Below are 14,167 nucleotides of genomic sequence, written 5' to 3' on the forward strand. Positions count from 1 at the left end.
GTGTCACTCAAACCGACGGCTCATAATTGTTGATACCTGTTGCGAGTCGGTAGACGAGTGCGTCGACATCATCCGTTGATAGGGCTGCCAGCACAAAAAGTACGGTTGATGGGGTACCCAACACGAACGTTTGGCTGGCAGGGAGCCCAGCACAACAGCTCTCCCCCGAGTCGATTCGCCAATCAAGCACGTTGTTCCACTTTCACCGCGGACGCAAAACCCTCTTACGGCGTCCAATCGTCGTCGCAATCGATGCAATCCGACGACCGCCCGACGCTCCTCGCGATACCTGCCAGCATGGCGACGCGCGAGCCGTCGGCGCTCGTCGACGTGCGCGAGGAATTCGATCCTGACGGCGTCTGGATCCCCGGTCCGGCGCGCGACCCGCGAGCGACCGCTCGCATTCGGCAGTTTTTCGACGTCCCCGTCGTCCACCCGCCCCTCGGATCTAGCGGCGCGAGTATCCAGCGCCACACCGTCGGATCGGTTACGGTCGTGACCGTCAGTCGCGGTGTGGCGGTTCCCGATGCGGCGTCGGTGACCGCCGAACGATGCGAAAACTCGGATAGCGGACGTTCACCGGCCGATCGCGTCCTGCTGGTCTGTGACGACATCGGTACGACCGTCGATCGAACGACGCTGAACGTCTCCCTCTCACACGGTGAGGAACTGCTCGCGTGTGTACCCGAAGACTGTCCGTCGCTGACCGTTCTTACCGGCCGCCTGCCCGCCTCGTACGATCGATTCTGGCACCTCGATCGAACCGACCGAACGGTCATCGACGTGTACGAACCGGGTGATATTCCGACCAACACCGTTTCGTCCGCCGAGGCGACCGCCCTCATACGAATCTGCGGAATCGGATCAGACGACGGGGATCGGCGGTCCGACGCCGTCGTCACCGTCGAACTGTCCGACGGTAGTCGAGACGACTCAGGCCAGTCAGCTGCCGACGGCGATCGATCGTACAGGCGCCCAGTCGAGTCGATCACCACCATCGGATGCGACGCGTTCGGGATACGTGCGGTCGACGGGATCGGGCGGAAAACGGCCGAAGAACTCGAAGCGATCGACATTACGTCCCGACGCGACCTCGTCGAGACGACCCCTTCCGCTCTCGAATCCTGTCCAGGTATCGGACCGAAATCGGCTACCCGGATGTGCCAGCACGCGACCGTGCTGGAGACCGATCGGGCGCGCCGACTCACGACCGAATCGCTCCCCGGTTCGTCCGCACCTCGTCCGCCACTCTGTCTCGACATCGAGACCGACGGTCTCTCGCCGACGATTATCTGGCAGATCGGCGTCTACGACCCAGCTGAAGACGACTACCGCGTGTTCGTCGAGCGATCCGATCCGTCTGACCCCGCGCGCGTCCTCGAGTCGTTTCTCGAGTGGCTCATCGGGACCCACTACGACCGATCGCTCCTGACGTGGAACGGATATCGATTCGATTACCGCCATCTGAGCTCGTTCATCGAACGCTACGTCCCACACTATGCGGAAGGGTGGCGTTCGATGCACAAACACGACCTCTATCACTGGGCGGTCGTCGCGTCGAACGCGCTCTGTCCCGGTCGATCGAATCGTCTCGACGTCGTTGCGAACGCGATCGGATACGACGGACTGCGTACCGGCCTCGACGGCGCTGAGACCGCGACGGCCTACTCGCGATTTATTCGAACTGGCGATCCGCTCGAGTGGGATCGCCACGAGCGCTACTGTGAGGACGACTGTCGGCGTCTGTGGGCTGTCTACGAACACCTCGAAAACGCCCAACCATCAGCGGTGAAATCGAGACCGACACAGACCGGGTTAGGTGACTTTTAATCGTGGACCCCGACAAATCGGCTACCGAGAGACGGACGACCAGGAACGACGATGGATCGTTCGAAACCGACGATTCCAGGGTCGTGAAGATGACCTGGGAGCGGCTGATCGAGACGTATCCGGGTTCCCCCGGAGCGGTTACAGTCGTCGACGTGCCTGCGCGACCAGCGGAGACGGTTCCGGCCGTCGACGTCCTCCGCCCCTCGCTCGCCGATGCACTCGATCACGACCTGTACGCTCACCAGGCTGCGGCACTCGATTCGCTCGATGCCGGGGAACACGTCTGCGTCGCGACGAGTACGGCCTCCGGAAAGACGCTCGTGTACGGCCTTCAGATCGCGAGAAAATTCGCAGACGGTAGTCTCACGAATCGGTCCGCGAGCGTGTCGAGCGGAGACGTAGTTCGTCATCCGCGATCAGACTCGACCGACGGCGCGACGGCGCTCGTCGTCTATCCGACGAAAGCGCTCTCGCGGGATCAAGAGCGTGAGTTGAACGATCTGTACGATCGACTCGGTCTCGACGTATCCGTCCGTGTCTACGACGGCGACACCGAACGCGGCGAACGGAGACGCGAGATTCGCGAGACGGCGGACGTGATCCTCACCAACTTCATGGGCGTGAACACCTACCTCCACGACCACGACCGCTGGCGTCGGTTCTACCGGTCGTGCGAGCTGGTGGTGATCGACGAATCACACACCTACACCGGCATCCACGGGATGCACGTCGCGTGGACGATTAGACGGTTACAGCGCGTCCTCTCTTACTATGGCGCGGATCCGCAGTTCGTTCTTTCGAGCGCGACGATCGGGAATCCGGCGAAGCACTCCGAAACGTTGATCGACGAGACCGTGACCGTTATCGACGACGACGGCTCCCCTCGCGGTCCCAGGGACCTGGTCCTCTGGAATCCGCCGCGAGCGACCGACGAGGGTGACGGTGAGTCGGATTCGACCGTAGCGACGGGCGACGAAACCCCCGTATCTACAACCGACAGCGGATCACAAGAGCGAGCGGATCGGCTCCCCGCATCCGTTGAAGCACCTCGGCTCTTCAGCCACCTCACCTACCACGGTCAGCAAACGTTACAGTTCACTCCGTCACGAAAACTGGCCGAGCTCTCCGTCGAACGCGCACTCGCACACAGAGAGCGCCGATCGTCCTACTACACCGAACGCGATCGCGCGACATCGATACAATCCTACCACGCTGGACACGCCCGAACCAGCAGACACGCCACGGAAGAGGGACTCAAATCCGGTGCCCTCGCCGGCGTCGCCTCGACGAACGCGCTCGAACTCGGGGTCAACATCGGGACGATGGACGCGACGGTCCAACTCGGCTATCCCGGACAGCGCCAGTCGTTCAGACAACAGATCGGTCGCGCCGGTCGCGGAACCGAACGGGCGCTCTCGGTTCTCGTCGCCGATCATCGAACGCTCGATCAGTACGTCGTCTCCAATCCCTCCTATCTCACCGAGGGGACCGTCGAAGACGCGGTCGTCGACACCGAAAACGACGCGGTGTTCGCCACACACGTTCGATGTGCGGCGGACGAACTCGCGCTCTCTGAAGCCGACGTCGATCAGTTCGCCCCGCGCGAACGGCTCGACGACGCCGTCGAGTTCTGGCGTCGAACCGGTCAACTCTCCGGTCGGCTGGAAACCGGCGCGAGTTACGCGGGGCCACCTCGCCCCCAGTCGTCGGTATCGATGTACGCGACGGCCGGCGATGAGTACGAGGTTCGTCTGGCCGACGGCGTCGACGAGCGATTCGAACCGAGGTTGGAACCGCTGGCGCGCGAACGCGTGTTTCGCGACTTCCACGAGGGCGCCGTCAGGCTCCACGAAGGTGCGCAGTACGAGGTGTGCCGGGTCGTTCACGACGGACCGACGCCACACGTGGTGGTTCGACCGGTGGACGTCGAGTTCTATACCCAGACGAATCGCGAAGTGACGGTCCTCGACGCTCGAGCAGACCGGTCGCGAGAGATTGGCGACTTCGTCCTCCACTACGGTACCGGAACGGTCCTGTCGTACTACGGCACCTACGATCAGGTGATGGTCGACGGCGGAAAGAAACGACGCCAGGGCGTACCGACCGGTCTCCCAGCGCTCTCGATGTCGACGCAACTGTGCTGGCTCGAGGTTCCTCGAGACGTCGAGCAGACGCTCGTCGACCGCTACAGTCACGTGAAAGAACCGGAACTCGACGGCGAACTGGGTGACAGCGACCACGTCGGCTACGCCGGCGGACTCCACGCCGCCGAACACGCGACGATCGGCGTTGCCCCGCTCGAACTCATGGTCGACAGCCGCGATCTGGGTGGACTGGCGACGCTCTCGCTCGACGCACACCGTACTCCGTCTGCTGGGGAGCCTTCGTCTGAGCACGACTCGCGGACTCCTGACTCCATCGCCGCGGCAGAGGCGACCATCCGGTCGCGCGCGGCGGCGCTCGAACGCCCGCCGACGAGTGGCTGGTTCATCTACGACGGCGTCGAAGGTGGACTCGGATTCTCGCGGGCGATCTACGAGAACTTCGAAGCGATCGCACAGCGAGCGCTGGACCTGATCGTCGGCTGTGACTGCGGTCGCGACGACGGTTGCCCCGGGTGTATCATGGACGACCGATGTGGAAACGACAACCGACCGCTTCACGCCGACGCGGCGGCCGACGTGCTGAGAAGCGTCCTGAACGGTTCGTCGATCGAGTCGAGCGCGGACGAGCCCGACAGATCCAGCGAACCGCCAGACTCCAACGGAGAGACGGCCGATCCGAGCGGACGGCCGACGCTCTTTTTCTCCTGACCGATCGAGTCGTGGTCCCGAGGTCCATCGTGAACGAACACTGTCCGGTGAAATTTCAACGGACGAAACGGTAACGTTTACCCGTTGGCCACACCCCAGATGAGATATGCGCGAGATCGTGTTACTGATAGGCGGTGGCGGTCGCGAACACGCCATCGCTCGGTCACTCGCAGACAGCGAGGTGGACCTGTACGCCTGTGCGGGCAATCGAAATCCCGGGATCGTTTCGCTCGCGAACGGCTTCGAGACGCTCGATACGACCGACACGGACGCCGTCGTCGAGTACGCCGAAGCAGTCGACGCGACGATCGCCGTCGTCGGCCCGGAGGCGCCGTTGGCGGAGGGAGTGGTCGACGCGCTCGAAATGGCCGGAATCTACGCGTTCGGACCCACGCAGTCTGACGCACGGATCGAGACCGACAAGGCGTTTCAGCGTCGATTCATGGCCGAGAACGATATCCCCGGCTGTCCGGACTTCGAGACGTTCGAGGACGTTGATGCGGCCTGCGCGTTCGTCGACGAGTACGACGGCGATCTGGCGATCAAACCCGCCGGACTCACCGGCGGAAAGGGTGTAAAGGTCATCGGCGATCAGGTAACGCCCGAAGAGGGGAAAGAGTACATCCGAAATTCGGGGTACGGTCGCCTCGTCTTAGAAGAGCGACTCGTTGGTGAGGAGTTCACCGTCCAGGCGTTCGTCGCCAACGGTTCCGTCCGAACGGCGCCGGCGATTCAGGATCACAAGCGAGCCTACGAGGGCGACGAAGGGCCGAATACCGGGGGAATGGGCAGTTACTCGGACGTCGGTACCGACCTGCCATTTATGGACGATGGCGATTACGACCGGGCCGTCGAAATCATAGAGGCGACCGTCGACGCCCTCGACGAGTACAAGGGCATCCTCTACGGGCAGTTCATGCTCACCGCTGACGGACCGAAGGTGATCGAATTCAACGCCCGGTTCGGCGATCCGGAAGCGATGAATACCTTACCCGTTCTGGAAACGGAGTTTCTCGACGTGCTGATCGCCGCACGTAACGGCGAAGCGCTTCCCGACCTCTCGTATAGCGAACACGCGACCGTCTGTAAGTACGCCGTTCCGGAAGGGTACCCGGTCGACCCAGAAGCCGGCGCGCGCGTAGCGGTGGACGAAGAGAGCGCCGGCGACGCGCTGGTTTTTTACGCGAGTGTCGACGAGCGCGATGACGGCATCTACACGACGACCTCGCGATCATTCGCGGTGGTGGGACTCGCCGATTCCATCGCCGAAGCGGAGTCGATCGCCGAAGACGCACTGTCGGTCGCCGGCGACGAGGGACTTCACATCCGTCACGACATCGGTACATCGAAACTCCTACAGCGTCGGATCGATCACATGAACGAACTCCGAGAGACGTAACTGCAGACCAGCGGGTTCGGATCCATTGGAGTCGACACCTACCTTCTTGTATCGACGCTCCAATAACTCACGTAGTGACATCTGAGGAGGATTCTCGACACGATCGGATCGACCGCCATCCGACACCGGGTCCGGGAAATTCACTGGCTCACTGGACCAGCGCGCGAAACCCGCTTCGAGTGGCGTTCTCGTACGTCATCGTCTGGCTGGTCCGCATCTCGCCGAGTTTGAAACTAAAACGCTGGTTGTTGAGACGGCTCGGCGTCACCGTCGGTGCGGGTGTCTCCTGGGGACTAGAAGCGACCCCCGACGTCTTCTGGCCCGAACTGATCACCATCGAAGATCACGCGTTGGTCGGCTACGACGTGACGATTCTCTGCCATGAATTTCTCCAGGACGAGTATCGGACCGGCGAGGTTGTCGTCGGTGAGCGAGCGATGATCGGCGCCGGAGCGATCGTCCTTCCGGGCGTCGAGATCGGTCGTGGCGCGAGCGTCGCCGCGAACTCACTCGTCACTCGAGACGTTCCGGACGGAGGAGTCGTCGCCGGCGTTCCCGCCAGACCGATGAACAGCGAGGCGATCGGCGAGGACCGCGATTCGAACGGCTCTCACGGGTGAGTTTCGCGCGTGAATGGGCTGGAGCGTCCGAGAAAACGGATACTGTAGTGTCAGAGCGACGACCAGCGCTTTCTGGCATCGTTCCAGCCGGTCAGGTCAGCGATCCAGCGCGCTGCGATCATCTTCTTTAAATTCTTGGCTGGAATGCCGCCGAACGTCGTGACGGGAAGCCCGATACCAAAGGCCGGCCTGACGTCGTGAGCAACGGCCCGGTCGCCGACGGAAACCACCGTTCCCTTGTTCTCGTAGGTCCAGGTTTCGAGCGGGTTCCCTTCGATCGCCCGGACGATGTTCGTACCGACGACTTCCGCGGCCTGCCAGGCGGCCTGAGCGGTCGGCGGCGCCGGTCGCTCGCCCTCCTGGTCGATGATCGCCGAGTCTCCAATCGCGAAGACGCGTTCGTCCGACGTCTGGAACGTCGATTCGGCCTCGATTCGGTTGTGCTGGTTATCCAGGCTGGTTCCATCGAGAGCGTCCTGTCCGGTGATTCCGCCGGTCCAGATGAGAACGTCGTGGGCGAGCGGATCGCCCTCGTCGAAGTGAATGTCGTCGGCGTTCGCTTCGGTGATCGGGTCGTCGGTGTGAATAGTGACGTTGACGTCCTCTAACCGCTCTCTGAGGGCCTTTTGAATTTCGGGGTCGTTGCCGGGGAAGATCTCTTCCATCGCCTCGACGAGGTGAATATCGAGCGGAACGCGATGTTCGTCACGGAACTCGGCGATCTCGCCGGCGGTCTGGATGCCCGAAAGGCCGGCCCCGCCGACGACGACCTGGGCGGGTTCGCTCCGCGTCGCCCGTTCGCCCGCATCGGATATCGCCTCGTGAATAGAAAGTGCATCGTCGAGACCCTTCAACGTGAGCGAGTGTTCGTCGAGACCGGGAATGCCGTAAAAGGCCGTCTTGCTCCCGAGTGCGACGAGAACGTAATCGTAGGAGATGTCCTCGCCATCGTCGAGTTCGATCAGGCGTTCGTCGGTGTCTATATCGACGACGCGGTCGTGGACGAACGTCGTTCGATCGTTCGCGATCGAACCGATCGGAACCGTCACGTCCGTCTGGACGGCCGGATCCCGGACGACGCGGTGGACTTCGTGCAGGACGAGGTGGTAGTCAGTATCGGAAACCCACGTGAGCTGGGCGTCATCAGCGAGCGATGATTGGAGCGACTTGACCGCGCCGGCACCGGCGTATCCGGACCCCAGCACGACGACGTCTGTACTCATACCAGTGGCTCGGGATAGCTCCAATACAAAGGTGTTGAAAGCGGTGTCTCCGTGTGAGCGGTTCTCTCGCGTACAAACTGGTCGGTCGTTTCGGTAGGATATTGGACAGATCCACCGGTTGCTAACGCGGTGTAACAGTTGGTATACTCGGGCGGTCAAAGCGTCCGTTTTCCGAATGCGCTCGCGACTATTTCGGTCGCGACAGACGCCGTCTCGTTCGATTCGTCGAGGATTGGGTTCACCTCCACGACGTCCATCGACCGGAGCGATCCGTGTTCGGCAACGGTTTCGAGCGCCGAGTGTGCTTCGCGATACGTCGCACCGCCCCGGACGGGCGTGCCGACGCCCGGGGCACTCGATGGATCGAGCCAGTCCAGATCGAGGCTGACGTGGATCCCGTCGGTTTCGTTAGTCACGACCGAGAGCGCGTCTTCGACGACGGCCGTAATACCCCGTTCGTCGATATCGGCCATCGTAAACGCCGTAATCTCGCTGTCGTGAATCATCTCTCGTTCGCCGTCGTCGACGCTCCGAAGACCGACGTACGCGACCGACTCTTCGTCGACGCCGGGTGCGTTCGACCACGAGAGCGATTCGAACTCGTCGTATCCCAGCGCGGCAGCCAGCGGCATTCCGTGGACGTTTCCGCTCGGCGATGTCGAGGGAGTGTTCAGATCCGCGTGGGCGTCGAACCAGAGGACGCCGATGTCAGCGTCCCGGGACGCGCCGTGCATCGTGCCGATCGAGATCGAGTGATCACCGCCGAGAACCAGCGGGAAGATACCGTCGGATATCGTCTCCTCGACCCGGTCTCCGAGATGCTCACAAGCGTCACGCACCTCGTCGATAAATCGCGCGTTCTCGATCGATCCGCTCTCATCGGTCGAGTCGCGTTCTTCGGCCCGGGGAACGAAGAGGTCGCCGTCGTCCTCCGTATCGACCCCCGCACTTCGAAGTTGATCGGACAGGCCGGCGTACCTGATGGCAGATGGCCCCATGTCCACCCCGCGTCGATTCGCGCCGTAATCGACCGGCGCGCCGATAATGCGCACTGTTCGGTTCATACCGGTGGTTCGTTAACTTTGGTAAAAAGATAACCGACTTTCTCCCCGCGTTCACGTCACGTCTCCCTATTCGATTGGTCGAACGTGATCGATCGACGGCGATAGGTTTAGGGTTCGATGGCCCTACGTACTAACCGAATGATGTTGAGTGACGTCATGGAGGATTATCTGAAGGTCATCTACCACCTCGAACGGGGTCGAGACGATCGTATCCGGACTTCAGAGATCGCCGACGCACTCGACGTTACGTCCCCGACGGTCACGAGTATGGTCGAAAAGCTCGAAGAACGGGGCCTCGTCGATCGCGAAAAGTACAACGGGGTCACCCTCACCGACGAAGGGAAGACGGTCGCCATCGAGGTGGTCCGACACCACCGATTGCTCGAAGCGTATCTCGCAGAGCACCTCGACTACGACTGGGCGGAGGTCCACGAGGAAGCGGACCGATTGGAACACCACATCAGCGAGGACTTCGAAGCGCGACTCGCTGACGCGCTAGACGATCCCAGCGTCGACCCCCACGGGTCGCCGATTCCGAGTGCCGACCTGGAACCGCCCTCCGCACCCGATGGTGAGTCCGTCTCGGCTTTTGACGAAGGTGACGTCGTGATCGTCGAAGAGGTCGCAGATCACGATCCGGAAGTGCTATCCTACCTCGCTGACCACGGCGTCGAACCGGGTGTCGAGCTCGAAATCGTCGAAGTCGCGCCCTTTGGCATGGTGACGACGAAGCCGATCGACGGGGATTCGACGGTATCGCTACCGGATCGAATCGCCGGCCACGTTCGCGTCTCCGCCGCGGTCAAACCGGGCCAGTAACTCGTCGATAGTGCGGACCGAATGCGGTCGCATTTGCCGTTCTGGCCCTGGTACGCAACATCCGATGTAGTGACGCCACTACGACTCCATAGTAAACACAATACTTTAGTTTAGACCCGTCTAATCTATTTGCGATGAGTATGCTACTGGTCGACGGACGGGTTGTGCTACGATATGAGTGATGAGTCTCCGTACTGGGAACGTCTCCCCGGGTGGATCCTCGCGGTCGGCCCGATCGTCGTCATTGCGCTGGTCGCTGCGCTGTTGTATCTCACCTGGCCGTTCGGTTCGCTCGACGGAATGGCCGACGCCGGAACCGTAGAAATCGTGTGGATGCTCACGATCATCGGCGCGATCGCCGGAATCGTCCCGGTGGTCATCGGAATGCTCTGGTTTCCGTACATCAGACGGTTAGATTCTCGGTTCGTTCACGGGTTTATCGCGCTCGGCGCCGGCGTCCTCGCGTTCATCGCGGTTGAGATGACCGAGGACATGCTCGAGTACGCGGGCGACGTGGAGGGAACGACGACAGCCGTCGGCATCGGCCTTGGGATCGCCGCCGTCGCCGTCACGTTCGGGCTGATGTACGTGCTCAGCGAGTGGCGAGAATCGGCCGCGTCGACGTCTGGAAAAACCGGACTCCAGATCGCCTACCTCGTCGCCATCGCGCTCGGACTACACAGCATCGGTGAGGGACTCGCGATCGGCGTCTACTTCGTCCTCGGTGATGCGACGATGGTGATGTTACTCGTGATCGGATTCGTTATTCACAACGTCCTCGAGGGGCTGACGTGTATCGCGGCGATGGCGCGCGACGAACTACCGCCGAAGCTTCGACACTTCGGACTGATCGCTCTCCTCGCCGGCGGTCCCGTTATTGTGGGCGGCTGGATCGGGAGCTTCGGTGAAGATCCGCTGCTCGCGCTCGTATTCTTCGCCGTCGCTATCGGCGCAATCCTCCAGGCCATCGTGGAAATGGTCGACCTCGTGCGAATCGACGCCGAGTCGCTCATCACGCTGACGACGGCCGCAACGTTCGTCGCCGGCTTCTTCCTCATGTTCCTTCTGGAGGACGTGATCGTCGAGGGATGGATCGTCCCCGGGTGATTGCCCGCGTCGTCGTACTATATCGAGCACGCAGATTTCACGGACCTCGCCGCCGTGACCATCGCATTTAAGGAAAACTGCTGTGTAGTTCACGCCATGTCATCGATCGAGCTCACCTCCAGCCAGAAGATGATCTTGCGGGCGCTTACTAACTTACACGCCGGCTCGGAGGCTGCGATCAAGGGCGAGGACATCGCCGAACAGGTCGATCGCAATCCGGGAACCATCCGCAATCAAATGCAGAGTTTGAAAGCGCTCCAGCTGGTCGAAGGAGTTCCAGGTCCGAAGGGAGGATACAAACCGACGGCGAAAGCCTACGAAGCCCTCGGAGTCCAGCAACTCGACGAGCCGGCGTCGGTTCCGCTCGCGATCAACGGCGACGTCGTCCCGAACGTCAACGTCGAAGAGATCGATCTGTCGAGCGTCCACCACCCGGATCTCTGTCGCGCCGAAGTGCACGTACAGGGCTCTGTTGACGTCACTGACGACGATTTCGTCCGTGTCGGCCCCACTCCGCTTTCGAAACTCGTCGTCGAGGGGACCCTCGACGGAACCGACGACACGAACAACGTCCTCATCCTTCGCATCGAAGAGATGATCGCACCGGCAGAAGAGCCGGAACACTGACCGACGTCTGGATCGGAACTGGAAAACGCACGAATTGACCGGACGACGATCGCTCCTAAACGGCGACCGCTATCAATTTCTTCGACGTATTCGTCCGACCAATGCCGGTTCGATCAGTCGTCGACGGCCTCGATAATCGATGCTGAAAGCACGTCGACGCTCGCGACGGCGTCGTCCGCCTCGACGTCCATCACGGTCACGCCCATCGTGTTACGACCGACCGTCGACACCTCCCCGGCTCGCGTTCGCATGATCTGTCCGCGTTCGCTCATGAGGATGAAGTGATCGTCCGGCGTGACGGCTTTTAACGCCGTGACCGGGCCGTTTCGTTCGTTCGTCTTGATGTCGATCAGCCCCTTACCGTACCGAGACTGCGTTCGATACTCCGAGAGTTCCGTTCGCTTTCCGTACCCGTTTTCGGTGACGGTCAACAGTGCCCGGTCGTCACCCTCGTCCGTCGCGACGAGACCGGCCACCGCATCACCGGCCGCTAACTTGATGCCGTTTACGCCCCGGGCGTTTCGTCCCATGGCTCGGGCCTCGGATTCGTCGAACCGAATTGTCATCCCACCCTCGGTCCCGATGACGAGGTCCTTCGACCCGTCGGTCACCTCCACGTCGACGAGTTCATCGCCGTCTTCGAGCGAGGCGGCGATAATTCCGGTCGTGAGGATATTGTTGAACTCGTCGCCGTTCGTCCGCTTGATGTAGCCGTTTTGCGTGACCATCGTGACGTACTCGTCGTCGCCGAACGCGTCGGTGTCGACGATGGCCGTGAGCTCCTCGCCAGGATCGAGATCCAGAATGTTGACGGCGGATTTCCCCCTGGCCGTCCGGCTCATCTCGGGGATTTCGTACGCCTTGAGCTGGTACACCTGGCCCTGATTGGTAAAGCACAGGAGGTAGTCGTGGGTGTTCGCCTGGAACACGGTCGTCACTCGATCGCCGTCCTTGACGTCACAGCCGATGATACCCTTGCCGCCGCGTCCCTGCGGACCGAAATTGGAGACGGGCATCCGTTTGACGTAGTCGTCTTCGGTCATGACGATCAGCACCTCCTCTTCCGGGATGAGGTCCTCGTGAGTGACGGTCCCGACGTCCTCGATGATCGAGGTCCGTCGATCGTCGTCGTACTCGTCTTTGACGGCCATGAGTTCGTCCTTGATGACCCCGAAGAGCTTCGACTCGTTTTCGAGGATCTCCGTCAGGTACTCGATCTCGTCCATAACCTCGTCGTACTCGATTTCGATCTCCTCGGCTTCCAACGAGGTGAGACTCCCTAGCTGCATGCGGACGATGTGTGCGGCCTGATCCGCCGAGAACCCGAACTCCGATTCGAGACCAGAGCGCGCCTCGTCCCGGTTTTCCGAGCCTCGGATGAGTTCGACCACGTCGTCGATGATATCGAGCGCCTTCAGACGCCCTTCGAGAATGTGCGCCCGGTCTTCTGCCTCTGCCAGATCGTGCTCACTTCGGCGACGGACGACTTCCCGCCGGTGTGAGATGTACTCCTCTAAGGTCTCTTTGAGCGTCAGCACGCGTGGCTGGCCGTCGACGAGCGCGAGGTTGATGACGCCGAACGTGCGTTCTAAGTGGTTTTCGAGCAGCTGGTTTTTGACGATTTCCGTGTTGGCGCTCCGATTGAGCTCGATGACGATCCGGACACCGTTGCGATCGGACTCATCGCGCAGATCGGAGATTCCCTCGATCTTGCCGTCGTTGACGTCGTCGGCGATCTTCTCGACGAGTTTCGCCTTATTCTGCTGATACGGAACCTCCGTGATCACGATGCGGTCGCGACCGCTCTTCCACTCCTCGACCTCGAACTCCGCTCGCACGCGGATTCGGCCGCGACCGGTCTTGTACGCCGAATAGATCGCGTCGCGACCGACGATGTTCGCTCCCGTCGGGAAGTCCGGTCCCTTGACGTGCTCCATCAGGTCCTCGACGGTCGCCTCCGGGTTGTCGATCAACTCGATGGTAGCGTCGATGACCTCGCCCAGGTTGTGCGGCGGGATGTTCGTCGACATCCCAACGGCGATCCCGGACGAACCGTTGACGAGCAGGTTCGGAAACGCCGCCGGTAGGACGGTCGGTTCTTGTAGGCGATCGTCGTAATTGGCCTGAAAGTCGATCGTATCCTTCTCGATGTCAGTCAACAACTCTTCTGCGATCGGCGCCATCCGCGCCTCCGTGTATCGCGGGGCCGCCGCCGGATCGCCGTCCATCGAACCGAAGTTACCCTGGCCGTCGACCAGCGGATACCGCATCGAGAAGTCCTGGGCCATCCGAACCAGCGCGTCGTAGATCGGACTGTCTCCGTGTGGATGGTAGTCACCCATCGTCTCGCCGACGACGGACGAAGACTTCCGGTGGCTGGAGCCGCTCGTGACGCCCATCTCGTGCATCGCATAGAGGATGCGTCGGTGAACGGGCTTCAACCCGTCTCGGACGTCCGGCAGGGCGCGTCCTGCGATGACGCTCATCGCGTAGTCGATGTAACTCTGCTCCATCTCGTCTTCGATCCGAACGGATTCGATGGTTCGAGCCTCGATATCGCTCGGATCGGGTGTCTCGGAACTCATAGCGTCTTCACCATTGCTGTCGTTGGCGGGTGCTCAATCACTTGGCTGGATGCTCGCATCAAGGATCTCGGAATTTCGAT

10 protein-coding genes are annotated in these 14,167 nt (G+C 61.5%); 7 read left to right on the forward strand and 3 right to left on the reverse strand.

The window, feature by feature from the left end; all coding sequences use genetic code 11:
- Positions 1-252: 252 nt before the first annotated feature.
- From NKH31_RS15805 to NKH31_RS15820, 4 genes are all read left to right on the forward strand, one after another.
- Entirely contained in the window at positions 253-1,830 is a 1,578-nt protein-coding gene (locus tag NKH31_RS15805) for a ribonuclease H-like domain-containing protein (protein WP_254862753.1), read from the forward strand.
- Positions 1,831-1,919: 89 nt separating this feature from the next.
- On the forward strand, positions 1,920-4,643 hold the full coding sequence (locus tag NKH31_RS15810; protein WP_254864826.1) for a DEAD/DEAH box helicase: 2,724 nt from the start codon (positions 1,920-1,922) through the stop codon (positions 4,641-4,643).
- Between the two features lie 106 nt (positions 4,644-4,749).
- Positions 4,750-6,042, forward strand: a complete 1,293-nt coding sequence (gene purD, locus NKH31_RS15815) for a phosphoribosylamine--glycine ligase (protein ID WP_254862754.1) — start codon at positions 4,750-4,752, stop codon at positions 6,040-6,042.
- A gap of 74 nt (positions 6,043-6,116) precedes the next feature.
- The gene (locus NKH31_RS15820) at positions 6,117-6,662 is read left to right on the forward strand and encodes an acyltransferase (RefSeq protein ID WP_254862755.1); all 546 of its coding nucleotides are present in this window, start codon (positions 6,117-6,119) and stop codon (positions 6,660-6,662) included.
- Between the two features lie 50 nt (positions 6,663-6,712).
- Here the strand turns inward: NKH31_RS15820 and NKH31_RS15825 are convergent, their stop codons facing one another.
- Positions 6,713-7,885, reverse strand: a complete 1,173-nt coding sequence (locus NKH31_RS15825) for an NAD(P)/FAD-dependent oxidoreductase (protein ID WP_254862756.1) — start codon at positions 7,883-7,885, stop codon at positions 6,713-6,715.
- 155 nt (positions 7,886-8,040) lie between these two features.
- Positions 8,041-8,949 (reverse strand): arginase, encoded by a 909-nt coding sequence (gene rocF / locus NKH31_RS15830; RefSeq protein ID WP_254862757.1) that lies wholly within the window; start codon positions 8,947-8,949, stop codon positions 8,041-8,043.
- Positions 8,950-9,087: 138 nt separating this feature from the next.
- Here rocF and NKH31_RS15835 point away from each other — a divergent pair, with 138 nt between their 5' ends.
- The 3 genes from NKH31_RS15835 (at position 9,088) to NKH31_RS15845 (ending at position 11,502) form a co-directional block, all read left to right on the forward strand.
- Entirely contained in the window at positions 9,088-9,768 is a 681-nt protein-coding gene (locus tag NKH31_RS15835; protein WP_254862758.1) for a metal-dependent transcriptional regulator, read from the forward strand.
- Positions 9,769-9,942: 174 nt separating this feature from the next.
- Positions 9,943-10,875 (forward strand): ZIP family metal transporter, encoded by a 933-nt coding sequence (locus NKH31_RS15840; protein ID WP_254862759.1) that lies wholly within the window; start codon positions 9,943-9,945, stop codon positions 10,873-10,875.
- Positions 10,876-10,971: 96 nt separating this feature from the next.
- Positions 10,972-11,502 (forward strand): Rrf2 family transcriptional regulator, encoded by a 531-nt coding sequence (locus NKH31_RS15845; protein WP_254862760.1) that lies wholly within the window; start codon positions 10,972-10,974, stop codon positions 11,500-11,502.
- A gap of 113 nt (positions 11,503-11,615) precedes the next feature.
- On the opposite strand, the gene gyrA is transcribed toward NKH31_RS15845, so the two are convergent.
- Positions 11,616-14,087 carry a DNA gyrase subunit A gene (gyrA, locus tag NKH31_RS15850; RefSeq protein ID WP_254862761.1) on the reverse strand — a complete coding sequence of 824 codons (2,472 nt, stop codon included), beginning with the start codon at positions 14,085-14,087 and terminating at the stop codon, positions 11,616-11,618.
- Positions 14,088-14,167 lie beyond the last annotated feature (80 nt).

This window comes from Halovivax gelatinilyticus, from assembly GCF_024300625.1.
Taxonomy (GTDB): Archaea; Halobacteriota; Halobacteria; order Halobacteriales; family Natrialbaceae; genus Halovivax; species Halovivax gelatinilyticus.

Excerpts from the sequence above, each read along its gene's own strand:
- NKH31_RS15835 (WP_254862758.1), top strand. The coding sequence starts at position 9,088 with ATGATGTTGAGTGACGTCATGGAGGATTATCTGAAGGTCATCTACCAC.
- NKH31_RS15825 (WP_254862756.1), bottom strand. The coding sequence starts at position 7,885 with ATGAGTACAGACGTCGTCGTGCTGGGGTCCGGATACGCCGGTGCCGGC.
- NKH31_RS15840 (WP_254862759.1), top strand. The coding sequence starts at position 9,943 with ATGAGTGATGAGTCTCCGTACTGGGAACGTCTCCCCGGGTGGATCCTC.
- purD (WP_254862754.1), top strand. The coding sequence starts at position 4,750 with ATGCGCGAGATCGTGTTACTGATAGGCGGTGGCGGTCGCGAACACGCC.
- NKH31_RS15810 (WP_254864826.1), top strand. The coding sequence starts at position 1,920 with ATGACCTGGGAGCGGCTGATCGAGACGTATCCGGGTTCCCCCGGAGCG.
- rocF (WP_254862757.1), bottom strand. The coding sequence starts at position 8,949 with ATGAACCGAACAGTGCGCATTATCGGCGCGCCGGTCGATTACGGCGCG.
- gyrA (WP_254862761.1), bottom strand. The coding sequence starts at position 14,087 with ATGAGTTCCGAGACACCCGATCCGAGCGATATCGAGGCTCGAACCATC.
- NKH31_RS15805 (WP_254862753.1), top strand. The coding sequence starts at position 253 with ATGCAATCCGACGACCGCCCGACGCTCCTCGCGATACCTGCCAGCATG.
- NKH31_RS15845 (WP_254862760.1), top strand. The coding sequence starts at position 10,972 with ATGTCATCGATCGAGCTCACCTCCAGCCAGAAGATGATCTTGCGGGCG.